Consider the following 22,480-nt stretch of genomic DNA (forward strand, 5'->3'; position numbering starts at 1 on the left):
TGACCTGCCGGCCATGGCCGTCGAGGTCGAAGACTGCGTGCGTACATGAAGCCGCAGGCCTCGGCGCCGTCCGCCTCAAAAGCCGCCCGGCGCGAGCGCAGCGGCGCTGCGTTCGAGGTCCATTAGGCATACGCACACACGTGTGTGCCCGGCAGTCCCACTGCCGGGCACACAGGGAGAGGGTGCGATCGGGGTTCAGCCCCGCAGCACCCCGATCAGCTCGCTGACGGTACGGATCATGGCCTCGCGGCCGACCGTCAGGTACTTGCGGGAGTCGACCGCGTCGGGGTGCGCAGCGAGGAACTCCCGGATGGCGGCGGTCATCGCGATGTTCAGCGCCGTGCCGACGTTCACCTTGGCGATGCCGCCCCGGACGGCGGCCGTCAGCTCGGCGTCGGGCACGCCGGAGGAGCCGTGCAGGACGAGCGGTACGTCGAGGCCCTCGGCGAGCTGCTTGAGGAGGTCGTGGTCGAGGGCGGCGGTGCGGGTGGTCATGGCGTGCGAGGAGCCGACCGCGACGGCGAGGGCGTCGACGCCCGCGTCCGTCACGAAGGCGCGGGCCTCCCCCGGGTCGGTCCGAGCGCCGGGGGCATGCGCGTCCAGCGGCGCGGCCCCGTCCTTGCCGCCGACCTCGCCGAGCTCGGCCTCCACCCACAGGCCGTGGGCGTGGCCCCAGTCGGCCGCGGCGCGGGTGGCGGCGAGGTTCTCGTCGTAGGACAGGCGCGCGGCGTCGTACATCACCGAGCTGAATCCGGCGTCGACGGCCTGTCGCAGCAGATCGTCGCTCTGTACGTGGTCGAGGTGGAGGGCGACGTCCACGCCGGCCTGTTCGGCGACGGCGGCCGCGGCGCGGGCCAGCGGCAGGAGCCGGCCGTAGCGGTAGCGGACCGCGTTCTCGGAGATCTGGAGGATGACGGGCGCGTCCGCGGTCTCGGCGCCGGCGACGACGGCCTCGACGTGTTCGAGGGTGATGACGTTGAACGCGGCGACGGCGCCGCGCCGGGCCGCGGCCGCGCCGACGAGCGTCCCTGTGGCTGCGAGGGGCACTGCCCCTCCTTTCCGGTGGGCGTGGGAGGGGTCAGTTGGCGTCGAGGATCACCGAGCGGGTGAGGTGGCGCGGCTGGTCCGGGTCGAGGTCCTGGCGTGCGGCGACCGCGACGGCCAGGCGCTGGGCGCGGACGAGCTCGGCCAACGGGTCGAGCCGGCCCTCGACCCAGAGCGCGCCGGTCGCGGCGACCTGCTCGGCCAGGCCCTCGGGCGCCTCGCCGAGCATCCAGGTGGCGGTGCCGGCGGTGGTGACGCTGATCGGGCCGTGGCGGTACTCCATCGCCGGGTACGCCTCGGTCCACGACAGGGAGGCCTCGCGCATCTTGAGCGCGGCCTCGTTGGCCAGGCCGACCGTCCAGCCGCGGCCCAGGAAGGTGAACTGGCCGCATTCCACGAGCCCTTCGGGCAGCGGCTCGGCGAGCGCCGTGCGGGCGTCGGCGACGGCCTGCTCGGTGTGCAGGCCGAGGTGGGCGCGGAGCAGGGTGAGCGCGGTGGTGGCGAAGCGGGTCTGCACGACGGACTTCTCGTCGGCGAAGTCGAGGACGACCAGGTCGTCGGCGGCCGCCTTGATGGGCGTCTCCGGGTCGCCGGTGATCGCGGTGGTGCGGACCGTGCCCTTGAGCGCGGCGAGCAGGTCGAGGACCTCGGTGGTGGTGCCGGACCGGGTCAGCGCCACGACCCGGTCGTACGCGCGTCCGGCCGGGAACTCCGAGGCCGCGAACGCGTCGGTCTCGCCCTGTCCGGCCTGCTCGCGCAGCGCGGCCGCGGCCTGCGCCATGAACCACGAGGTGCCGCAGCCGACGATCGCGACGCGCTCCCCCGCGGCGGGCAGCGCCGCCTCGTGCTGCGCTGCCAGGCCGGCGGCCCGCGTCCAGCACTCCGGCTGGCTGTTCAGCTCGTTCTCGACATGACTCATGCCGTGCCCCACTCCCCGATGTCGCGTGCGCGCCGCGCCAGAACGCGCGATGCTTGTTCCTGCAAGATATAGCGAGCTTTCAAGCAGTATCAAGCATTCCTGCGCAAACGGCTAAGGTCTGTCCGACCGAGCCGATCGACGATTGGAGGCCGCGGATGTCCCGCGACGCCCGCTGGAAGTCCCTCCTGGAGCTGCTCGTCGAGCGCGGCCGCCTCGACGTGGAGGAGGCGGCGGGCGAACTGGGCGTCTCCGCGGCGACGATCCGGCGCGACTTCGACCAGCTCGCGGAGCAGCAGATGCTGGTGCGCACGCGCGGCGGCGCCGTCGTGCACGGCGTCAGCTACGAACTCCCGCTGCGCTACAAGACGGCGCTCGGCGCGGCCGAGAAGGGCCGCATCGCCAAGGCCGTCGCCGAACTCCTCGGCCCGGGCGAGGCGGTGGGCCTGACCGGCGGCACGACGACGACGGAGGTGGCCAGGGCGCTCGCCGTCAGACCGGACCTCGCCTCCGGCACTCCCGCGCTCACCATCGTCACGAACGCCCTGAACATCGCCAACGAGTTGGCCGTACGGCCCCAGTTCAAGATCGTGCTGACCGGTGGCGTCGCGCGCCCGCAGTCGTACGAGCTGATCGGCCCGCTCGCCGACGGGGTGCTCGGCCAGATCACGCTGGACACGGCGGTGCTCGGCGTCGTCGGCCTCGACGTCACCCACGGCGCCTCCGCACACGACGAGGCGGAGGCCGCGATCAACCGGCTGCTGTGCGAGCGGGCGGAGCGGGTGGTCGTCGCGGCGGACTCCAGCAAGCTGGGGCACCGGGCGTTCGCGCGGATCTGCGACGTGGCGCAGGTGGACATCCTGGTCACGGACACCGCGGCGGACAAGGCGCAGCTCGGCCGGTTCGAGGAGGCGGGGGTCCGGGTCGTCGCGGTCTGATCCGACACGGCTCCGGCACGGCGCGCGAAAGGCGCGCGGGGCACCCGCCCCGCGCGCCTTTCGCATGCTCGGGCCCCACCACGGATCCCTCTTGTCCCGAGCGGAAGCAGACCTCTACTCTGACTTTGTGCCGCTACTGAACAAACTCGGGACCGTCAGCGCCGACGGCCCGCGCACCCCGTCCCTGGGCCGACTGCGCCTCGCCCTCACCGTCTTCTTCGCCCTCGACGGCTTCATCTTCGCGGGCTGGGTGGTGCGCATCCCCGCGATCAAGGAGCAGACGGGGGCGTCGGCGAGCACGCTCGGACTCGCCCTGCTCGGGGTGTCGGCGGGCGCCGTCGTCACGATGATGCTGACGGGCGGGCTGTGCCGCCGGTTCGGCAGCCATGCGGTGACGGTGGCCTGCGGCGCACTGCTCCCGCTCACGGTCGCCCTGCCCCCGCTGACGCACTCGCCGCTCACGCTCGGCCTCGTCCTGCTGGTCTTCGGAGCGGCGTACGGCGGGATCAACGTGGCGATGAACAGCGCGGCCGTCGATCTGGTCGCCGCGCTCGGCCGCCCGGTCATGCCGAGCTTCCATGCCGCGTTCAGCCTCGGCGGCATGGTGGGGTCGGGCCTCGGCGGACTGGTGGCGGGGCATCTCTCGCCCACCCGGCATCTGCTGGCGATCACCGTGACAGGGCTCGTCGTCACGGCGGCGGCCGCACCGGCCCTGCTGCGCCACCCCGCGCCGCGCCCGCCGGAACAACTGCGCCAGGACGCGCCGCGCCGCGTCGACCGCAGGACCCGCGGCCTGGTCCTCGTCTTCGGGCTCATCGCCCTGTGCACGGCGTACGGCGAGGGGGCCCTGGCCGACTGGAGCGCGCTGCACCTGACACAGGACCTGCACGCCCACCCGGGTGTCGCGGCCGCCAGCTACTCCTGCTTCGCGTTCGCCATGACGATCGGCCGGCTCTCCGGCACGGCGCTGCTCGAACGGCTCGGCAGGACACGGACGCTGGTGTACGGCGGGGCGATCGGCGCGGCCGGGATGCTGCTCGGCTCGCTCGCGCCCTCGGTGTGGCTGACGCTCGTCGGCTTCGCGGTCACCGGGCTGGGCCTCGCGAACATCTTCCCCGTCGCGGTCGAGCGGGCCGGGGCGCTCGCCGGCCCCACCGGCGTCGCGGCCGCCTCCACCCTCGGCTACGGCGGCATGCTGCTCGGGCCGCCCGCGATCGGCTTCATGGCGGACTGGTTCTCTCTGCCCACGGCCCTGACGAGCGTGGCGCTGCTCGCGGCGGTGGCGGCGTCGATCGGCTTCGCGACCCGTCGCGCGGCGACCACCTGAATCCCGCAAATCCCTGCCGCGGGCCGCGCTCCACCCGGCACACTCGCCTCATGGAGATTGCCGAACACCTTCACGTCCTGGACACGGAGGGCCGACGGCTCGCGGTGGCCGCCGAGCAGGCGGGCGTCGACGCCAAGGTGCCGACCTGCCCCGGCTGGCAGATCCGCGATCTGGTGCGGCACACGGGGATGGTGCACCGCTGGGCGGCGGCGTTCGTCGCCGAGGGCCACACGGCGTACCACCCCGACGGGGGCCTGCCCGACCTCGACGGCGATCCGCTGCTCGACTGGTTCCGGCAGGGGCACGCCCATCTCGTCGACACGCTGACGCAGGCGCCGCCCGACGTGACGTGCTGGGCGTTCCTGCCGGCGCCGTCCCCGCTCGCGTTCTGGGCACGGCGCCAGGCCCATGAGACGACGGTGCACCGGGTGGACGCGCAGTCGGCGCTGACCACGGCGCCGGACCCGATCTCCGAGGACGTCGCGGTCGACGGGATCGAGGAACTGCTGCGCGGATTCCACGCCCGCGGCAGGAGTCGGGTGCGGTCCGACGAACCCAGGGTGCTGCGGGTGCACGCGACGGACGCCGACGCGACGTGGACGGTCCGCATCTCCGCCGATCCGCCGGTGGCCGAGCGGGGCGCGACGGGCGACGCCGACTGCGAACTGGCGGGCCCCGCGGCGCGCCTCTACCTTTCGCTGTGGAACCGGCTGCCCTTCCCGTCCCTGACGGGCGACGCCTCGGTGGCCGCGCTGTGGCGGGAGCACTCGGCGATCACCTAGAGAGCTGACCGGCCCGCCGCGGGCCGTCAGGCGTCGGGCTCCAGCATCCGGCTCAGGACGGCCCGCTGCAGCGGCCGCACCTCGCCGTGCAGGTCGCGGCCCTTCGGGGTGAGGCAGACCCGCACCCCGCGCCGGTCCTCGCTGCACATGCCGCGCTCCACCAGACCGTCCTTCTCCAGACGCCCGATGAGGCGGGACAGGGCGCTCTGGCTCAGATGGACCTGCGTGGCGATCTCCTGCACCCGGAAGCCGGACGTGCCGTCCTCCGCGGTGCCCTCGGCGAGCACGTCGAGGACTTCGAAGTCGCTGGCGCCCAGGCCGTGCTGATGCAGCTCACGGTCGAGCTCGCACATCGTGCGCGCGTGTACCGCGAGGATGTCCCGCCACTGCTCCACGAGGCCCGATGCGGCCCTCGCTTCCGACTTCTGTCCCGCCATGACCGCACCGTAGCAGAAAAGACGCCGTTTGTTGCATTGGAATTAAATGCACTTGCAGTCAATGCATGTGCATGTACTCTGCTCGGCATGACTTCTCCGCTCACCACCGCTCCGTCCTCCCCGGAGGCGTCCCCGGAGCGCTGGTCCCCCCGCCTCTGGGGGACCCTGCTCGTGCTCTGCGCCGCGATGTTCCTCGACGCGCTCGACGTGTCGATGGTCGGCGTCGCGCTGCCCTCGATCGGCTCGGAACTGGACCTGTCGACCGCGACGCTGCAATGGGTCGTCAGCGGCTACATCCTGGGCTACGGCGGCCTGTTGCTCCTCGGCGGCCGCGCGGCCGACCTGCTCGGGCGGCGCCGCGTCTTCCTGATCGCGCTCGCCGTCTTCGCGCTCGCCTCGCTGCTCGGCGGGCTCGTCGACTCCGGCCCGCTGCTCATCGCGAGCCGCTTCATCAAGGGCCTGAGCGCCGCGTTCACCGCACCCGCCGGCCTGTCCATCATCACGACCACGTTCGCCGAGGGACCGGTCCGCAACCGCGCCCTGTCCATCTACACCACCTGCGCCGCCACCGGCTTCTCCATGGGCCTCGTCCTGTCCGGCCTGCTGACGGAGGCGAGCTGGCGCCTGACGATGCTGCTGCCCGCGCCGATCGCCGTCATCGCGCTCCTGCTCGGCCTCAAGCTCATCCCGCACAGCGCCAAGGAGGAGAACCACCGCGGCTACGACATCCCCGGCGCCGTCACCGGGACCGCCTCGATGCTGCTGCTCGTCTTCACCGTCGTCCAGGCGCCGGAGGCCGGCTGGGGTTCGGCCCGCACCCTGCTGTCCTTCCTCGCGGTGGCCGTACTGCTCACCGTCTTCGTCCGCATCGAGCGGCGCTCGCCGGGACCGCTGATCCGGCTCGGCGTGCTCCGCTCCGGCTCACAGATCCGCGCCCAGATCGGCGCCATGACCTTCTTCGGCTCGTACGTCAGCTTCCAGTTCCTCGCGACGCTGTATCTGCAGTCGCTGCTCGGCTGGTCGGCGCTGAGCATGGCCCTCGCGTTCCTCCCGGCCGGCGCCCTGGTGGCCCTGTCGTCGACGAAGGTCGGCGCGATCGTGGACCGCTTCGGCACGCCCCGGGTGATCGCGGTGGGCTTCGCGCTCATGGTGCTCGGCTACGCCCTGTTCCTGCGCATCAGCCTCGACCCGGTCTACGCGGCCGTCATCCTGCCGACGATGCTGCTGATCGGCGCCGCCTGCGCCCTGGTCTTCCCGTCGCTCAACATCCAGGCCACGAACGGCGTCCACGACGACGAGCAGGGCATGGTCTCCGGTCTGCTCAACACGTCCGTCCAGGTCGGCGGCGCGATCTTCCTCGCCGTGGTGACGGCCGTGATCACGGCGAACGCTCCCGAGGGCGCCTCGCCGCAGGCGGTCCTGAACAGCTTCCGTCCCGGCCTCGTGGTCGTCACGGCCGTCGCCCTGGTGGGCCTGCTGGTCACCCTGACCGGCCTGCGCACCCGGCGCACCCAGGACACGGTCGTGATCGTCAAGTCCGTGCAGCAGGAGGCCGACGAGGAGCGCCTGGCGCTGCGCGACTGACTCCACTGCCGAGTTCGGGGGACGGGGCCCACGGGTGACATCTCACCTGCGGGCCCCGCGTGCGGTGCGGGAGGGCGCCACCGGTGGGCCGGACTTCACGGGGTAACCGGGAGGGAAACGTGTCCGGTGGAACCGAGGAGGTACATCCCGTGCACACCTTCAAACGGTGGCTCGACCACAGCCTGGCCGCCCAGGGCGCGCTGATCTTCCTGGTGGGTCTGGGTATCTCCGCCCTGCTCAGGCCGTCGGAGCATCCCGCGTTATGGGTGCTCAAGAGCGTGCTCTACACCGGGATCGCTCTCACCTTCGTGGCCGTGCAGCGGCGCAGGGCCGGCCGGGCGGCCGGCACCGACCAGCGGGGTCTGGTCGAACTCGCCCGGAAGATCCGGCACCGCGAGGCGCCGCGCGACCCCGCCGAGCGAACCGCGATGCGACGCCTGGTCGGCGACCAGCTGGAGCGCGTCGAGCGCGGCCGCCGCTGGCTGCCGTACTGGCTGGGCGCCATGGCACTGATCGCCGCGGGCGTGCTCGTCCTCGGCATCGTCTCCGGGGCGTGGATCCTTCCGGCCGTCTGCGCGGTCGGCATCGCCGTCTTCTGCTCCTGGGTCGTCTGGATGCGCCGCCGTTCCCTGGCCCGGCTGCACGCCATGGAGACGGCCCTGCGGGACGAGGGCGGGTACGTGCCTCAGCCCAGCCAGCCTGGCCGCACCAGCCCCGACTCATAGGCGAGGACGACCAGTTGGGCCCGGTCCCGGGCCCCCAGCTTGACCATCGTGCGGCTCACGTGGGTCTTCGCGGTGAGGGGGCTGACCACCAGGCGGCGGGCGATCTCCTCGTTGGACAGGCCGATGCCGACGAGCGCCATCACCTCGCGCTCGCGCTCGGTCAGCCCGGCCAGCGGAGCGGCGGCGGGCTCCTTGGACCGGGCCGCGAACTCCGCGATCAGACGCCGGGTGACACCCGGCGAGAGCAGCGCGTCGCCGTGCACGACGGCCCGTACGGCCCGCAGCAGTTCCTCCGGTTCGGTGTCCTTGACGAGGAACCCGGAGGCTCCGGACCGGATGGCCTCGAAGACGTACTCGTCGAGCTCGAAGGTGGTGAGCATGACCACCTTCACCGCCGCCAGGTCCGCGTCCTCGCCGATCCGCCGGGTCGCGGCGAGCCCGTCGAGGAGCGGCATCCGGATGTCCATGAGGACGACGTCGGGGTGCAGTTCGCGCACCATCCGCACAGCTTCCTCGCCGTCGGCGGCCTCCCCCGCGACCTCGATGTCGCTCTGCGCGTCGAGGAGGGCCTTGAATCCGGCGCGGACGAGCGACTGGTCGTCGGCGAGCAGAACACGGATCACCGGGGTGCCTCCGATGAGGACGAGGGCGGGGACGGCTCCGCGGGCGGGGCCGACGGGACGGATGTGAGCGGCAGTTCGGCGACGACGCGGAAGCCGCCGTCGGGGCGCGGGCCCGCCTGGATCGTGCCACCGAGGGCGGCGGCACGCTCGCGCATTCCGGCGAGTCCGTTGCCGCTGCCGCCCGCCTCGGCGTGACTCGTGGGCCCGTCGTCGTCGACGGTGAGCGTCAACAGGCCCTTTCCGTGATGCAGTCGGACCCGTGCCCGGCGCGACTCGGAGTGCCGTACGACATTGGTGAGCGCCTCCTGCACGATCCGGAACGCGGCGAGGTCGGCGCCCGGGGACAGCGCCGCCCGCTCCCCGTCCGTGCGCACGTCGACGGTGAGTCCGGCGGCTTCGGCCTGCTCGACGAGTTCCGGGAGCCGGTCGAGTCCCGGCGCCGGCGCCCGCGGCGCGTCACCGGGCGCCCGGAGTGTGTCGAGCACCTGCCGGACCTCCCCCAGCGCCTCCTTGCTCGCGGCCTTGATGGTCGTCAGCGCGGTGCGTGCCTGTTCCGGATCAGAGTCGAGGAGGGCGAGCCCGACGCCCGCCTGCACGTTGATCACGGAGATCGAGTGCGCGAGGACGTCGTGCAGTTCCCGGGCGATGCGCAGCCGCTCCTCGTCGGCCCGCCGCCGCGCGGCCCGCTCCCGCTCCGCCCGCGTCTGCTCCCACTGCTCGCGCCGCACCCGGGCCAGCTCGGCGACGGCGACGACAGCCAGCACCCATGCCGCGACGAAGCCCTCCTGCCCCCAGGATCCGGGTCCGTCCCCGGCGGGCGGCAGATACGCGTACAGCCAGTGGCCGATCGCGAGGTGCGCGGCCCAGAACAGCCCCACGGCCAGCCAGGCCGCGCGCCGGTGCCCGGCGACGATCGCCGAGAAGCAACCCAGCGCCACCACGAGGAACACCGGCCCGTACGCGTAGCCGCCTCCCAGGTAGACCGCCGTGCACAGCGCCGTACCGAACGCGACCAGGACCGGGTACCGGTGCCGCCACAGCAGCAGCAGTCCGCCGGCGAGCAGCAGCAGCCGCGCGAGGACGTCCAGGGGGACGCGCTCCGCCTGACCGTGCGCGGCGAAGTTCGAGCCGATGAGGACGAACGCGGTCACCAGCACCGTGGAACGCCAGGGCAGTCGGCCGCCGCCGGTCCGGTTCCACCACGCGGGCCCCCGGTCGCCCCACGGTGGCCCCTGCCGCAGCCACGGCGGTCCGCCCCATGACCGGGGCGGACCGCCGTCGCGCGCTCGCTGCTCGTCCATGCCGCAACGCTAAGGCTCCCGGGCCGCGCGGGGCGTCCGCCGGGCGAGGTGATCACGAGTACTCCCCGGGGAGTACGCCGGAACGGCCCCGGACCCTGGCTACCTCAGACCCGGGCTACCTCAGCAGACCGACCCCGTGGGCGAGTCCCGTGACGGCTTGGGTGAAGAACGCGGCGCGGTCCTCGACGACCCGGTTGAACTGGCCGAACAGCTCGAAGCCGATGAGCCCGAACAGTTGCGCCCACGCGGCGACGAGCGCGGCCGCCACCGCGGGCGGGAGGTCCGGCGCGACATCGGCGGCGATCCGCTCGGCCTCGGCACGCAGCTGGGCCGACAGCGGAGGCAGCGCGAGTCCCTTGCCCTCGTGGGCGTCGCGGACGATCGCGATGAGCAGCAGACCGACCCGGGAGGCCGCCGGGACCGTGGTCATCGGGGCGGTGTATCCGGGCACGGGCGAGCCGTAGATCAGCGCGTACTCGTGCGGATGTTCCAGGGCCCACGCCCGCACGGCCTGGCACACGGTGACCCAGCGACGGATGGCCGTCGGGTCCTCGCCGACCTCGCGGAACGCCTCGTCCGCGGCCTCGGCCGCCGCGCCCAGCGAGTCGTACGCGTCGATGATCAAGGCCGTCAGCAGCTCGTCACGGCTGGGGAAGTAGCGGTACAGGGCCGAGGAGACCATGCCGAGTTCGCGGGCGACGGCGCGCAGCGAGAGCTTGGCGGCGCCGTCGTCGGCGAGCTGTCGGCGCGCCTCGTCCTTGATCGCGACGGTGACCTCCTGCCGCGCGCGGGCGCGGGCTCCCTGCGTGACGCGTGGCGGCGTGCTGCGGCTCTCACTCATGCGGGCCAGTGTCGCACGATGCGGGAGCACTGCCCACACTGCGGAACGTCGCACTAAAAAGAGAGCACTGCTCTTGCCGTGGATCACTGATCCGAGGCAGACTGCTCTCAAGCGAGAGCACCGCTCTCACACATCTCCCTGGGGGAGCCCATGTCCACGTCAGCGCACGTCCAGAAGCCCGGCTGGTTCACCGTCAACGTCCTGAACCGCTCGGTGGCCTGGCTGACCCGCCGGGGACTCAGCGTCTGGGGCTCCCGGGTGCTGGCCGTCCGCGGCCGCAAGAGCGGCGCGTGGCGCACCACCCCGGTCAATCTCCTGACCGTCGACGGTGAGTCCTACCTCGTCGCCCCGCGCGGTCACGTGCAGTGGACGCACAACATGCGGGCCGCGGGCGGCGGGGAACTGCGCCTGGGCAAGCGGGCCGACGCGTTCACCGCCACCGAGATCGCCGACGACGACAAGCCCGCACTGCTGCGCGCCTACCTCAAGCGCTGGAAGGCGGAGGTCGGCGTGTTCTTCAACGGGGTGGGTCCGGACTCGTCCGATGAGGAGTTGCGCCGCATCGCCCCGGACCACCCCGTATTCCGCGTCACGCTCACGGGCTGAGCCGCGTCAGGCGTCGAACCGCGACAGCGCCCGCCCCGCCATCGGATGCGTCCGCACGAGCTCGCCCAGCGTCGAGGAGCCGCGGGTGATCCTCGCGAACGCGTTCCACGCGGGGCGGAAGCCGGTCAGGGCCGCGTGCAGCAGACCGGGCTTGCGCTCGAAGACCTTCAGCATGCGCTTGCCGACGGCCATTTCGACGCCGAGGCCGGCCTTGATGGCGAACGCGTAGTTCAGCGCCTGGCGGCGGGCGTCCACGGCGTCGTGCGCCTCAGAGATGCGCACCGCCCACTCCCCCGCGAGCCGCCCCGAGCGCAGCGCGAACGAGATGCCCTCGCGGGTCCAGGGTTCGAGCAGCCCGGCCGCGTCACCGCACACCAGGACCCGTCCGCGGGAGAGCGGCGAGTCGTCGGCGCGGCAGCGCGTCAGGTGCCCGGAGGAGACCGACGGTTCGAACCCGGCGAGCCCGAGCCGCCCGATGAAGTCCTCCAAGTACCGCTTGGTGGCGGCGCCTTCGCCGCGCGCCGAGATCACGCCGACCGTCAGGGTGTCGTCCTTCGGGAAGACCCAGCCGTAACTGCCGGGCATCGGCCCCCAGTCGATGAGGACACGGCCGCGCCAGTCGTCGGCGACCTCCTGCGGAACCGGGATCTCGGCCTCCAGGCCCAGGTCGACCTGGTCGAGCTTGACCCCGACGTGCGCTCCTATGCGGCTGGCGCTGCCGTCCGCGCCGACCACGGCCCGCGCGAACACGGTCTCGCCGTCCTGGAGCACCACCGCGACGGTGCGCCGGTCGGGCACCGTGGATCCGTGCTGCTCGACCCGTGTCACGGTGACGCCCGTGCGCAGTTCGGCGCCGGCCTTCTGCGCGTGCTCGACGAGCTGCGCGTCGAACTCGGGCCGGTTGATGAGCCCGAACAGCATGGTCCTGGAGCGGCGGGTACGCCCGTACTTGCCGTTCAGGGAGAACGTCACCGCGTTGATCCGGTCCTTGAGCGGCAGCTCGAAGCCCGGCGGGAGCGAGTCCCTGGACGGGCCGATGATGCCGCCGCCGCACGTCTTGTAGCGGGGCAGTTCTGCCTTCTCCAGGAGCAGGACCCGTCGTCCGGCGACCGCGGCCGCGTACGCGGCGGACGCCCCCGCGGGGCCGGCGCCCACCACGACGACGTCCCACACCTCCATGGCCCGCTCGTCGTCCATGTCGTTGCCGCCCGTCGAGTTCTCGCTGCTCACGATGGTCTACTGCTCCCGATCCAGCTGCCTGCCGCACGTTTCCCAGGCATCCTACGGCGGGCGCTCGCGTGACCTGCTGTGGGAGGATCATCGGCGCACCCCGCACAACGTCGCACCCACAAGGAGCGTGCCCATGTCGCCGCATCCGATCGCCGCATCCGTCGCCTCGCTCATGCCGCGCGCGAAGGCCGAGCTGACCGAACTGGTGGCTTTCAAGTCGGTGGCCGACTTCGAGCAGTACCCGCGCAGCGAGAGCGAGGGCGCCGCGAACTGGGTCGCGGACGCGCTGCGCGCCGAGGGCTTCGAGGACGTCGCGCTGCTCGACACCCCGGACGGCACCCAGTCGGTGTACGGCTTCCTGCCCGGCCCCGCGGGCGCGCCGACGGTGCTGCTGTACGCGCACTACGACGTGCAGCCGCCGCTGGACGAGGAGGCGTGGGTGACGCCCCCGTTCGAGCTGACCGAGCGGGCGGACGGCCGCTGGTACGGGCGCGGCGCTGCCGACTGCAAGGGCGGCGTCCTGCTGCACCTCCTGGCGATCCGCGCGCTGAAGGCGAACGGCGGGGTCCCGGTCGGCGTCAAGGTGATCGCCGAGGGCTCCGAGGAGCAGGGCACCGGCGGCCTGGAGCGCTACGCCGAGCAGCACCCCGAGCTGCTGACGGCGGACACGATCGTGATCGGCGACGCGGGCAACTTCCGTGTCGGTCTGCCCACCGCGACGGCGACGCTGCGCGGCATGACCCTGGTCCGCGTCCAGGTCGACACCCTCGAGGGCAATCTGCACTCCGGCCAGTTCGGCGGCGCGGCACCCGACGCGCTGGGCGCGCTGGTGCGCGTACTGGACTCGCTGCGCGCCGAGGACGGCTCCACCACCGTGGACGGTCTGGGATCGGCGGAGTCCTGGGACGGGCTGCAGTACGAGGAGGAGGCGTTCCGCAAGGACGCGAAGGTGCTGGACGGGGTCGAGCTGATCGGTTCGGGCACGGTCGCGGACCGCATCTGGGCGCGGCCCGCCGTGACGGTGCTCGGCATCGACTGCCCGCCGGTGCTCGGCGCGACGCCGTCCGTGCAGGCGAGCGCCCGCGCGCTGATCAGCCTGCGCGTGCCGCCGGGCACCGACGAGGCCGAGGCGACGAAGCTCCTGATGGCGCACATCGAGGCGCACACCCCGTGGGGCGCGCGGGTGAAGGTGGAGCAGGTCGGCAAGGGCCAGCCGTTCCGGGCGAACACCTCCAGCCCCGCGTACACCGCGCTGGCGGAGGCCATGGCGGAGGCGTACGACGGCCAGGAGATGCAGTACGCGGGCCAGGGCGGCTCGATCCCGCTGTGCAACACGCTGGCCTCGCTGTACCCGCAGGCGGAGATCCTGCTGATCGGCCTGAGCGAGCCGGAGGCACAGATCCACGCGGTGAACGAGAGCGTGTCGCCCGAGGAGCTGGAGCGCCTGTCGGTGGCGGAGGCCCGGTTCCTGCAGAAGTACGCGGCCGCCAACTGACCCTGGCGGCTTCTCTGCCGGGAGCCAAGTCGTACGCGGTCGGGTGCGCGTCCTCCTTACGGTCGCCGCATGACGACCACCACACTGACGGACATCATCGATCTGACGCCCCGGCTCCGCCTCCTGCGCTTCACCGTGGGACAGGCCTATCTCTGGCGCGACGGCGCCGAGTTGACCCTGGTCGACGCGGGCCCGGCCGGAGCCGGGCAGCCGATCGCCGACGCCGTACGCGACTGGGGGCACGCCCCCGAGGACGTACGGCGGATCGTGCTCACCCACTTCCACGAGGATCATGCGGGCGGGGCCGGGGAGTTCGCGCGGCTGGGCGGGGCCGAGGTGTACGCGCACCGGCTCGACGCGCCGTTCGTGCGCGGGGAGGCGACGGAGCCGGAGCCGGTCCTGGAGGACTGGGAGCGCCCGTTCTTCGCGCAGGCGCAGGCCCAGCTGCCGCCCCGGCCGGCACATCCCGTACTCCCGTCGTCCGTGCAGGAGTTGGCGGACGGCGACGTCCTGGATTTCGGGGGCGGGGCGCGGGTGGTGGCCGCTCCGGGACATACCGACGGCTCGATCGGGCTCGAACTCCCGCAGCACGGCGTGTTGTTCACCGGTGACGCGGTAGCCGCGTCACCGGTGGACGGACAGGTGATGCTCGGCGTCTTCAATCTGCACCGCGAGCAGGCCGTGGCCTCGTTCCGTCGGCTCGCGGCGCTGGACAGCGAGGTGGCGTGCTTCGGGCACGGCGACCCGGTGACGGACGGTGCGGCCGCGGTGCTGCGGGCGGCAGCGGCGGCCTGCGAACCGGCCTGACCCTCCTCACCCCACGGGCACTCCGGCCTCCAGATAGTGCGCGGCGCCGCGTTCACGCGCCCGCAGGGCCCAGCGCAGCCGCTCGTAGCGGACCGGTGGCAGCAGCGCGGCCGCCTCGCTCTCGCTCACGAACCGCCAGCCCCGCAGCTCCGGTCCGGGCAGCAGGACGTGCCGGGCCTCGGCGCTCGTGAGCAGCCCGCCGTCGAAGAGCAGCCGCAGGCCGCCGTAGGCGGGCGGCACCGGGGACTCCCAGTCGACGACCAACAGGCTCGGGACATCGGCCAGTTGGATGCCTATCTCCTCGGCGACCTCCCGCATCCCGGCGCGGGCGGGCGCCTCACCCGCTTCGACGACGCCGCCGGGGAACTCCCAGCCCGGCTTGTACGTCGGGTCGACGAGCAGGACCCGCCCCTCCTCGTCGAAGAGCAGCACGCCCGCGGCGACCGTCTCGGCGGTCGGCTCGGGCGTCTGCACGATGCCGCACGGGGGCGCGTCCCCGGTGCGCACCGCGGCGGCGATCCGCACGGCGGTGTCGTGCGGGGTCAGCGCGCCGTTGTCCACGAGATAGGCGTCGGCGGTGAGCCAGCCCGCGAGGGCGGCCCGGTACGGCCCGATGTCGGCGGGCAGTTCGCCGCCGGGGTCACGCCCGCGCAGGATCGTTTCCCCTGGAGCAAGGAGCACATGGCACACAGGAATCCGCCGGGCAGCGAGACCGCCGAAGATCTCGTCCCGGTACTCCTGGCGCAGCAGCCCCATCGGCACCACCAGCACCCCGCCCAGTTCGGCGAGCAGGGCCGCCGCGGTGTCCACCACGAGTCTGCGCCAGATCGATAGATCCTGATGGTCGCTCACCTCGGCGAGCCGCTTGGGCGGCAACAGCCGCTCGAGCGCGCCGTCGATCACCTCGGGGTCGAAGAGCGTGCAGTTCGGGATCAGATCGATCAGCTCCCGTGCGGTGGTGGTCTTCCCCGCGCGGGACGCACCGTTGACCCAGACGATCACGGTTCCCCCTCTTCTGTTGGCCCCCTGAGGCTTGCCCGCAACACCCTGTCACGGAAACCAGGCGCTGATGAGGGGGCTGATCCGCGGGCCACCGGCCCCGCGGACCTGGGCAGCCGTGCCGCTGCCGGGCCCGTCCCGGGCGGCCCCGGGCCCTCAGCCGTCACCCAGGAGACCCAGCGCCCGCCGCAGATCGGCGCGCTCCCGGTGGTGCGCCCCGGTCATGCCGAGCGCGCCGGCGGCCTCGACGTTCTCCAGCCGGTCGTCCACGAACAGGCACCGGTCGACGGCGACTTCGGCCCGCGCGGCCGCGATCGCGTAGATCTCCGGGTCCGGTTTGGCCACACCGACCCGGGCGCTGCTGACGACGTGGTCCGCGAGATCCGAGAGCCCCATCGCCTCGAGGTCACGCTCCAGGTCCGGCGTCGCGTTGGTCACCAGCACCAGGGGCACCTGGCGCCGCGCCCGGCGCAGCAGGGACACGACGACGTCATCGGCCCGGAAGGGCGCATCGGCGAGCGCCTGCCCCAGCGCGCGGGCGCGCCCGGGCAGGACCTGGTCGCATAGTGCCGAGGTGATGGCGTCCGTCCACTGCGCCGTGGTGATGCGGCCGAGGAGGAGCGGCAGGTCGATGTCGGGGGCGTAGGCGACCGCCGCGGTGGTGCCGACGGCGAGGCCCGCGGCGCGTTCCAGCTCCGCCAGAGGAGTCATGTCGTAGAAGCGGATGACGTTGTCGACGTCGCAGAGCACCGCGTCGAAGGGTCTGCTCTTGGTCTTCCCGGAAGCCGTCACGCCCTTTGACCAGCACAGCCGTCCCCTGCCGCCCGACGGCCGTCGGACACCTGCAACGGCAACCTGATGACTCCCCGTGGTTCATAAGTCGGAGGCACGTTGTCAGTGCCGCCCGCTAGTCTCTTCACATGATCCCCACCGAGAGCCGTGGTTCCGTGCGGTCTGCCGACGAGTTGAACGAGCAGATCCGTGGCCTCATGGCGCGCTCCGGCGGGCGGTTGAGCGAGTCACAGCGCCGGGAGTACGAGATTCTCGTCGTGGAGTGGGCGGCCGCGGTCCGCGGGGAGATCGTGAAGGCCGCCTAGGCGTGTTCTCGCACCGGGCCCACGTCTCGCCCTAGGCCGTGTCGGTCCTGGTCGGTGATGCTGCGTAGGCCTCGCGGACGGGTGCGGGAACACGCCCGCGGTCGTGGACGAGACAGCCGTGCGCACGCGCCCACAGACGGACGGGCTCACCCTCCGGACGGGGATCGAGCCGGCGGGCTCCGCCAGGTCCGCTCCGGTCACCCGAGGACACTCCTTCCCACTGGTCCGCCACATCCTGGAAGAAGGCGGACAGCGAGGTGTACTCGTCCTTTTCGGGGGACGAACCCTCGGTCCAGGACCCCACGGTTCCGGTGCGTGCGTCGAGGAACGTGCCGTAGAAGCCGTCGAGCTCCGCGGCGATGGGCACCCACTCCGTGCGCCAGGAAGGGGATTCAGGGTCACCGGACGGTGCCGCCTCCTCCATGGCCGTCTTGTGGCGGTAGACACGCTCGACGTCCGTGAGACCGAGCAGGAGTCCGCCACCGGGTAGGACTCCCGGGCATCCCAACGCCACCGGACACGAGCGGACATCAGCCGGCCCGCCGGCATCGATGTCGGTCATCAGAAGCCACTGCCGCATCTCCCTCGGCAGCTTCAGACCCATGCGCCGTTCGGCTTCACTGATGGCCGTCTGGTTCCCCGGGTCGCCGAGGGCGGCGAACACATCAGGGCGTGTCGCTCCAGCCACGCGGTCACCCGGCCCCATGCCTGCCTACGTCTCCCGCCTCGGACATCGGTATCCCACTCATGGGCAGACCGTACGCGGACCACTGACAACGGATGGTCACCGGCCGCGCACCCGACGACCGACACCGACGGGCCCGTCAGGCCCCTGCAGCCACCCGCCGCAGCCCGTCGGCCGCCGCCGGGGACAGCGTCGCCTCGTCCAGCCCGGCGAGCGGACGCCACTCCACCGCCTCCGTCGTCCCTTCCTGTTCCACGACTTCCGGCGCGTCCCCCTTGAGCTCGACCGCGTAGAACAGCGCGATCAGGTGCCAGTGGACCCCGCCGCGTCGGACCGTGTACGCGCGGCTGTCGACGAGGCGGGCGTCGACGAGTTCCAGGCCGGTCTCCTCACGGAGTTCCCTCGCCAGCGCCTCCACCGGCTGCTCGCCGTGGTCGATCCCGCCGCCCGGCAGATGCCACAGACCGGGTTCGAAGACCGGTGACGTGTCGGAGAGGCGGGCGAGCAGGACGTGCCCTTCCTCGAGCGCCAGGGCGTACGCCGAGACGCGGGTCCGCGACCGCACCTCCATGCTGCTTCCCCTCCCTCGGGCGGCCACCTGGGGCGGCCGTGGCGAGAAGCACTCTACGGGGCACCCGCCCGCCGTCTTGGGGACAGAACGGCGGGCGGGCTTCCGCTGTGGGCGGCCGGGGGGCTCGGCGCAGCCCGCGACTCCGGCGACCGAGAGCCGGAGACGGATGGCGGGAGTACCGGAAGGCCGGGGTGTCCAGCCGCTGCCCGACGGCGGACCACCGGCCCATGACCGGCCTCCCGGTGTTCCCGCCAGTCAGTCAAGCGCAGCCGCACGGACGGCAGAAGCGTGTGCGCGGGCGCCGTTGCGGCACTGCGTTCACACGGGGTGTGCGGCAAACACACGGTCCGCGCGGCACGGCGCGCTAACCGGCCAGCGCCGCCCGGATCTGGCGCGACGTCTGTTCCGCGATCCGCGGGCTGGTGGCGGCGTACGCCGTGTACGCGCTGAGCCCGCTCGTCAGGGCCCAGCCGCGCCCGCGCAGCCACATCGCGTCGTCCGCGCCGAGTGCGCGGCGGAAGACCGCGCGGGTGTCCGGCGCCATCAGCGTGAAGGCGATCATCAGGTCGACGGAGGGGTCTCCGAGGCCGAATCCCCCGAAGTCGATGACCGCGGAGAGGCGGCCGTCGACGGTCAGCAGATTTCCGGTGTGGAAGTCTCCGTGGAACCACACCGGTGGTACCTGATGGCCGGCGAGGCCAGTGCGGCGTCCCACAGTGCCGTCATCGCGGGCCCGTCGAAGACGTCGCAGACCGCGGCGATGGCGGCCCGCGTGCTCCCGTCCCGCTGGGCCAGTACGGCGCCGGAGGTGTCCGGGCCGCCCTCCGGCCCTCCGTTCGCCCCCGGGTCGAAATCCTGCAACGCCAGGAGGAAAGCGGCCAGTTCACGGGCCGTATCCGTCGAGTCGCCGAGCCCCTCGACCGTGGCCACCTCGCCGTCCAGCCAGCATGTCACCGCCCACGACCACGGGTAGCCGAGCGCGGGCCGGCCCACCGCGACCGGGACCGGCACCGCCAGCGGAAGCCGCGGGGCGAGCCGCGGCAGCCAGTACTGCTCCTTCTCGGCCTGCCCGATGGCCCCGGAGTGCCGGGGCAGCCGGACCGACAGTTCGTCGCCCAGGCGGTGGATGACATGGTCCGACCCGGCCGGATCGACCGGCTTCAGGGGCAGCTCGGCCCACTGCGGGAACTGGGTGTCGACCAGGCGTCTGACCAGCGCGGTATCGATGGCGGGTCGACGGTCGGGGGCGCGCACTGTGGCCAAGTCGGCTGCTCCTGGCGAAGATGTGGGGTGGGGGGTACCGGACCGGTCCATGACAGCGGTCCGAACCCCTGCAGTCGAACGATTTTCCTAAACATCAGGCTCTTCAAAAGTCAAGCACTTCTGCATCATTTCACTCCATCAAGTGATGCGAAGGCGTCGGGAATCGTTACGCCACGACGCCGCGCGGGAAGTGCCGATACGGTGTCCGACCAGGCGCCCCAGCCCCCGGCGACCTCCCGAATCGTTCGCACGAATCATGTGGCAGCGCGGACGGCTCCCCAGGAGCCGGACAGGTGCTCGGCCCGGGGGGACCGATGCGACAGGGCAACCAACAGGACTTCCTCTTCGATGACTTCGGAGACTTCGACGGCATCACCGACATGTCAGGCCTCGACGAATCCGTGTGCGCTCCCGTGGTGCACACACCTGGCGACTGCGCCGTCATCGAACTCAACGGCGAGATCGACCTCCTGGCCTTCCAGCGGATGGCCCCGCTGCTCGACACCGTGGCGGCGGGCCCGTACCGCGTCGTGGCGATCGACCTCACCGGCACCACGTTCTTCGACTGCTCCGGGCTCTCGCTCCTGGTGCGCGCGCACCGCAGAGCCTCGGGACGCGGCGGACGCGTCGCGGTGGTCTGCCGCCACCGCCTGACACTCCGCATCATCGAACTCTCCGGACTGACACAGCTGTTGAATCCGGTGGCGACGCTGGACGAGGCGTTGCGCTGAAGCCGGGAGCGGTCCTGGGGCGGCGGCCGGAGCCACCGCCCCAGGACCGCTGAGCACATCCGATGTCCCGCGAAGGCGCGCGGCAAGACGGACGGCGTCGGCCAGCGGCTGCGTCACGCCCCGTTCTCGGGCTCTTCGGACTCCCCGGGACGCAACTCAACACAACCGAACGCGAGACCGCATCTCACGCTCAACTCTCGTGTTCCTGAAGGGTTCTGACGCGATATCAAGCACCTCCTACCGCTCCCCTTCCAACACACTCCAACACGCTCTACCGTAAACGCGCGTCAGTGACACGTACATGCAGTGATCCAACCTTTCGGGAGTACGGAGGAACGTAACCATGCGTCGTCTTCCCACCCGCAGCCCCGGTGCCGTCCGGCGAAGAGTCGTCGGAGCACTGGCCGTGGCGGTGCTGGGCGCCGGCGGACTCGTGGCGGCACCCGCATCCGCCACCGCGTCCGCACCCGCGCCCCGCGCCGCGTCCGACGAGTCGTCCCCCGCGCTCGACGACGGGCCGGCCCTCACCCCGCCCATGGGCTTCAACAACTGGAACTCCACGCACTGCCGCGCGGACTTCGACGAGGCCATGGTGCAGGGCATCGCCGATCTGTTCGTGGACAAGGGGCTCAAGGACGCCGGGTACCAGTACGTGAACCTGGACGACTGCTGGGCCCTGCCCGAGCGCGACGCGGACGGGAAGCTGGTGCCCGATCCGGCCCGCTTCCCCCAGGGGATCAAGGCGGTCGCGGACTACGTCCACGCCAAGGGGCTCAAGCTCGGCATCTACACCAGCGCCGGGACCAAGACCTGCAGCGACATCGGTTTCCCGGGCGCGCTCGGCCACGAGTACAGCGACGCGCAGCAGTTCGCCGACTGGGGCGTCGACTACCTCAAGTACGACAACTGCAACAACCAGGGCGTCGACGCCAAGCAGCGCTACACGACGATGCGCGACGCCCTGCGCGCCACCGGGCGCCCCATCGTCTACAGCATCTGCGAATGGGGCGAGAACAAGCCGTGGGAGTGGGCCGCGGACGTCGGGCAGCTGTGGCGCACCACGGGCGACATCAGCGACAGCTGGGGCTCGATGCTGTCGCTGATGAAGCAGAATCTGCCGCTCGCGCCGTACGCGGGACCCGGTCACTGGAACGACCCGGACATGCTGGAGGTCGGCAACGGCGGCATGACGGACACCGAGTACCGCACCCATTTCTCGATGTGGGCGGTCATGGCGTCGCCGCTGCTGATCGGCACGGACCTGCGCACGGCGTCGGACACGACGTACGAGATCCTGTCCAACCGTGACGTGATCGCCGTCGACCAGGACCCGCTGGGCAAGCAGGGCTCCGTGGTCTCGTCCGAGGGCGGCCGCTGGGTCGTGTCCAAGGAGATGCGGGACGGCAGCCGCGCCGTGGCCCTGTTCAACGAGACGGGCTCCGCGCAGCGCATCGCGACCTCGGCGAAGGCGGTCGGGCTGCCCTCCGCCACCGCGTACGTCGCGCGCGACCTGTGGCAGCACAAGAACGTCAACACGGCGGGCACGCTCGCGGCGACGGTCCCCGCGCACGGCACGGTGCTGCTGCGCGTGGCCGCCGACCCGAAGTGGTCCACGTATCCCCCGGCCGCCGAACTCGGCCTGGACGAGGGCGTGTTCGTCGAGCCGGGCGGCTCCACCGGGACCACCGCCACGTTCGCGAACCTGGGCCGCACCGCGGCCCGTGACGTCGCCGTGTCGGTGAGCGGGCCGGCGGGCGAGGGCTGGAAGGTCGAGGCGTCCGGGCCGACGAAGGCATCCGTGGTGGCGAGCGGGAAGTCGCTGCGGACCCGATGGACGGTGAGCGCTCCGGCGGGCGCGGCCACGGGGTCGTACGACCTCACGCTGCGCGCCACGTACCGGTCGCCGCAGGGCACGAAGGTCACCAGTACGGTCCCGGTGACGGCGGCCGTCGCGACAGCGCCGCCGAGCGGTACCGCGTCCCTGGGCGAGCTGCCCTGGCTCGCGACGTCCAACGGCTGGGGTCCGGTCGAGCGCGACTCCAGCAACGGCGAGAGCGACGCGGGCGACGGGAATCCGCTCACCATCGGCGGGGTGGTGTACGCCAAGGGTCTCGGCGTCCATGCCGCCAGTTCCGTGGACTACTACGCGGCGCGTTCCTGCGAACGCGTCACCGCGCAGGTCGGCGTCGACGACGAGAAGGGCACGAAGGGCACCGTCGCCTTCGAGGTGTGGGCCGACGACCGCAAGGTCGCGTCGACCGGCGTGCTCACCAACTCCGATGCCCCGCAGGCCCTTTCGGCCGATGTGACAGGGGCCCAGCTGGTGCGGCTCGTCGTCACGGACGGCGGCGACGGGGTCGACTCGGACCACGCGGACTGGGGCGACGCGCAGCTGCACTGCTGAGCGGGGCCCCGGTCGGGGGCGTGCGGGTCCCGTCCCGCACGCCCTCATCCGCAGTCGGTGCCGGGCGGGCGCGG

At 72.3% G+C, this 22,480-nt stretch carries 22 protein-coding genes and 1 pseudogene; 11 read left to right on the forward strand and 12 right to left on the reverse strand.

Annotated features, from left to right (window positions below):
• Nucleotides 1-195: 195 nt before the first annotated feature.
• Nucleotides 196-1,047, reverse strand: a complete 852-nt coding sequence (locus ACVHNB_RS24350) for a class II fructose-bisphosphate aldolase (RefSeq protein ID WP_428956554.1) — start codon at nucleotides 1,045-1,047, stop codon at nucleotides 196-198.
• A gap of 31 nt (nucleotides 1,048-1,078) precedes the next feature.
• The gene (locus tag ACVHNB_RS24355) at nucleotides 1,079-1,963 is read right to left on the reverse strand and encodes an SIS domain-containing protein (RefSeq protein ID WP_456225874.1); all 885 of its coding nucleotides are present in this window, start codon (nucleotides 1,961-1,963) and stop codon (nucleotides 1,079-1,081) included.
• A gap of 155 nt (nucleotides 1,964-2,118) precedes the next feature.
• Between ACVHNB_RS24355 and ACVHNB_RS24360 the strand changes: the two genes are divergently transcribed.
• The 3 genes from ACVHNB_RS24360 (at nucleotide 2,119) to ACVHNB_RS24370 (ending at nucleotide 5,007) form a co-directional block, all read left to right on the forward strand.
• Entirely contained in the window at nucleotides 2,119-2,898 is a 780-nt protein-coding gene (locus ACVHNB_RS24360; protein WP_428956552.1) for a DeoR/GlpR family DNA-binding transcription regulator, read from the forward strand.
• Nucleotides 2,899-3,025: 127 nt separating this feature from the next.
• Nucleotides 3,026-4,225, forward strand: coding sequence for an MFS transporter (locus ACVHNB_RS24365; protein WP_456225875.1), 1,200 nt, complete (start codon nucleotides 3,026-3,028; stop codon nucleotides 4,223-4,225).
• A gap of 50 nt (nucleotides 4,226-4,275) precedes the next feature.
• Nucleotides 4,276-5,007, forward strand: coding sequence for a maleylpyruvate isomerase family mycothiol-dependent enzyme (locus tag ACVHNB_RS24370; RefSeq protein ID WP_456225876.1), 732 nt, complete (start codon nucleotides 4,276-4,278; stop codon nucleotides 5,005-5,007).
• Between the two features lie 26 nt (nucleotides 5,008-5,033).
• Here the strand turns inward: ACVHNB_RS24370 and ACVHNB_RS24375 are convergent, their stop codons facing one another.
• Nucleotides 5,034-5,444, reverse strand: coding sequence for a MarR family winged helix-turn-helix transcriptional regulator (locus tag ACVHNB_RS24375; protein ID WP_428956549.1), 411 nt, complete (start codon nucleotides 5,442-5,444; stop codon nucleotides 5,034-5,036).
• Nucleotides 5,445-5,531: 87 nt separating this feature from the next.
• Between ACVHNB_RS24375 and ACVHNB_RS24380 the strand changes: the two genes are divergently transcribed.
• Both ACVHNB_RS24380 and ACVHNB_RS24385 read left to right on the forward strand, forming a co-directional pair.
• Entirely contained in the window at nucleotides 5,532-7,028 is a 1,497-nt protein-coding gene (locus ACVHNB_RS24380) for an MFS transporter (protein WP_428956548.1), read from the forward strand.
• A 149-nt stretch (nucleotides 7,029-7,177) separates the two neighbouring features.
• Nucleotides 7,178-7,753: a hypothetical protein gene (locus ACVHNB_RS24385; protein ID WP_428956547.1), complete on the forward strand. Its 576-nt coding sequence runs from the start codon at nucleotides 7,178-7,180 to the stop codon at nucleotides 7,751-7,753.
• On the opposite strand, the gene ACVHNB_RS24390 is transcribed toward ACVHNB_RS24385, so the two are convergent.
• From ACVHNB_RS24390 to ACVHNB_RS24400, 3 genes are all read right to left on the reverse strand, one after another.
• Nucleotides 7,714-8,376 (reverse strand): response regulator, encoded by a 663-nt coding sequence (locus ACVHNB_RS24390; RefSeq protein ID WP_428956546.1) that lies wholly within the window; start codon nucleotides 8,374-8,376, stop codon nucleotides 7,714-7,716. The genes ACVHNB_RS24385 and ACVHNB_RS24390 overlap by 40 nt on opposite strands.
• Nucleotides 8,373-9,677: a sensor histidine kinase gene (locus ACVHNB_RS24395; RefSeq protein ID WP_456225877.1), complete on the reverse strand. Its 1,305-nt coding sequence runs from the start codon at nucleotides 9,675-9,677 to the stop codon at nucleotides 8,373-8,375. The genes ACVHNB_RS24390 and ACVHNB_RS24395 overlap by 4 nt, the downstream gene beginning before the upstream one ends.
• 115 nt (nucleotides 9,678-9,792) lie before the next feature.
• Nucleotides 9,793-10,518, reverse strand: a complete 726-nt coding sequence (locus ACVHNB_RS24400) for a TetR/AcrR family transcriptional regulator (protein WP_456225878.1) — start codon at nucleotides 10,516-10,518, stop codon at nucleotides 9,793-9,795.
• A gap of 150 nt (nucleotides 10,519-10,668) precedes the next feature.
• Here ACVHNB_RS24400 and ACVHNB_RS24405 point away from each other — a divergent pair, with 150 nt between their 5' ends.
• A complete protein-coding gene (locus ACVHNB_RS24405) occupies nucleotides 10,669-11,124 on the forward strand; it encodes a nitroreductase family deazaflavin-dependent oxidoreductase (RefSeq protein WP_428956543.1) in 456 nt (151 codons plus the stop codon).
• 6 nt (nucleotides 11,125-11,130) lie between these two features.
• On the opposite strand, the gene ACVHNB_RS24410 is transcribed toward ACVHNB_RS24405, so the two are convergent.
• Nucleotides 11,131-12,354, reverse strand: a complete 1,224-nt coding sequence (locus ACVHNB_RS24410) for a geranylgeranyl reductase family protein (protein WP_428956542.1) — start codon at nucleotides 12,352-12,354, stop codon at nucleotides 11,131-11,133.
• Between the two features lie 133 nt (nucleotides 12,355-12,487).
• On the opposite strand from ACVHNB_RS24410, the gene ACVHNB_RS24415 reads away from it, so the two are divergent.
• Together ACVHNB_RS24415 and ACVHNB_RS24420 are read left to right on the forward strand one after the other, a co-directional pair.
• Nucleotides 12,488-13,849 (forward strand): M20/M25/M40 family metallo-hydrolase, encoded by a 1,362-nt coding sequence (locus tag ACVHNB_RS24415; RefSeq protein WP_456225879.1) that lies wholly within the window; start codon nucleotides 12,488-12,490, stop codon nucleotides 13,847-13,849.
• A 69-nt stretch (nucleotides 13,850-13,918) separates the two neighbouring features.
• Nucleotides 13,919-14,656 (forward strand): MBL fold metallo-hydrolase, encoded by a 738-nt coding sequence (locus ACVHNB_RS24420; RefSeq protein ID WP_456225880.1) that lies wholly within the window; start codon nucleotides 13,919-13,921, stop codon nucleotides 14,654-14,656.
• A 6-nt stretch (nucleotides 14,657-14,662) separates the two neighbouring features.
• Here the strand turns inward: ACVHNB_RS24420 and ACVHNB_RS24425 are convergent, their stop codons facing one another.
• Together ACVHNB_RS24425 and ACVHNB_RS24430 are read right to left on the reverse strand one after the other, a co-directional pair.
• A complete protein-coding gene (locus tag ACVHNB_RS24425) occupies nucleotides 14,663-15,658 on the reverse strand; it encodes an NUDIX hydrolase (protein WP_428956539.1) in 996 nt (331 codons plus the stop codon).
• Between the two features lie 153 nt (nucleotides 15,659-15,811).
• Nucleotides 15,812-16,366, reverse strand: a complete 555-nt coding sequence (locus ACVHNB_RS24430; RefSeq protein ID WP_456228941.1) for an HAD-IA family hydrolase — start codon at nucleotides 16,364-16,366, stop codon at nucleotides 15,812-15,814.
• A 209-nt stretch (nucleotides 16,367-16,575) separates the two neighbouring features.
• Between ACVHNB_RS24430 and ACVHNB_RS24435 the strand changes: the two genes are divergently transcribed.
• Nucleotides 16,576-16,752, forward strand: coding sequence for a hypothetical protein (locus ACVHNB_RS24435; RefSeq protein WP_428956537.1), 177 nt, complete (start codon nucleotides 16,576-16,578; stop codon nucleotides 16,750-16,752).
• A gap of 31 nt (nucleotides 16,753-16,783) precedes the next feature.
• On the opposite strand, the gene ACVHNB_RS24440 is transcribed toward ACVHNB_RS24435, so the two are convergent.
• The 3 genes and pseudogenes from ACVHNB_RS24440 to ACVHNB_RS24450 form a co-directional block, all read right to left on the reverse strand.
• Nucleotides 16,784-17,440, reverse strand: a complete 657-nt coding sequence (locus ACVHNB_RS24440) for an Lsr2 family DNA-binding protein (protein WP_456225881.1) — start codon at nucleotides 17,438-17,440, stop codon at nucleotides 16,784-16,786.
• 136 nt (nucleotides 17,441-17,576) lie between these two features.
• On the reverse strand, nucleotides 17,577-18,008 hold the full coding sequence (locus tag ACVHNB_RS24445; protein ID WP_456225882.1) for an NUDIX hydrolase: 432 nt from the start codon (nucleotides 18,006-18,008) through the stop codon (nucleotides 17,577-17,579).
• Between the two features lie 364 nt (nucleotides 18,009-18,372).
• Nucleotides 18,373-19,271: pseudogene (locus tag ACVHNB_RS24450) on the reverse strand (aminoglycoside phosphotransferase family protein).
• Nucleotides 19,272-19,585: 314 nt separating this feature from the next.
• Between ACVHNB_RS24450 and ACVHNB_RS24455 the strand changes: the two are divergent.
• Both ACVHNB_RS24455 and ACVHNB_RS24460 read left to right on the forward strand, forming a co-directional pair.
• Nucleotides 19,586-20,002: an STAS domain-containing protein gene (locus tag ACVHNB_RS24455; protein ID WP_456225883.1), complete on the forward strand. Its 417-nt coding sequence runs from the start codon at nucleotides 19,586-19,588 to the stop codon at nucleotides 20,000-20,002.
• A 343-nt stretch (nucleotides 20,003-20,345) separates the two neighbouring features.
• The gene (locus tag ACVHNB_RS24460; protein WP_428956532.1) at nucleotides 20,346-22,406 is read left to right on the forward strand and encodes an NPCBM/NEW2 domain-containing protein; all 2,061 of its coding nucleotides are present in this window, start codon (nucleotides 20,346-20,348) and stop codon (nucleotides 22,404-22,406) included.
• Nucleotides 22,407-22,480: the final 74 nt, after the last annotated feature.

It is taken from the genome of Streptomyces sp. YJ-C3, from assembly GCF_053891275.1.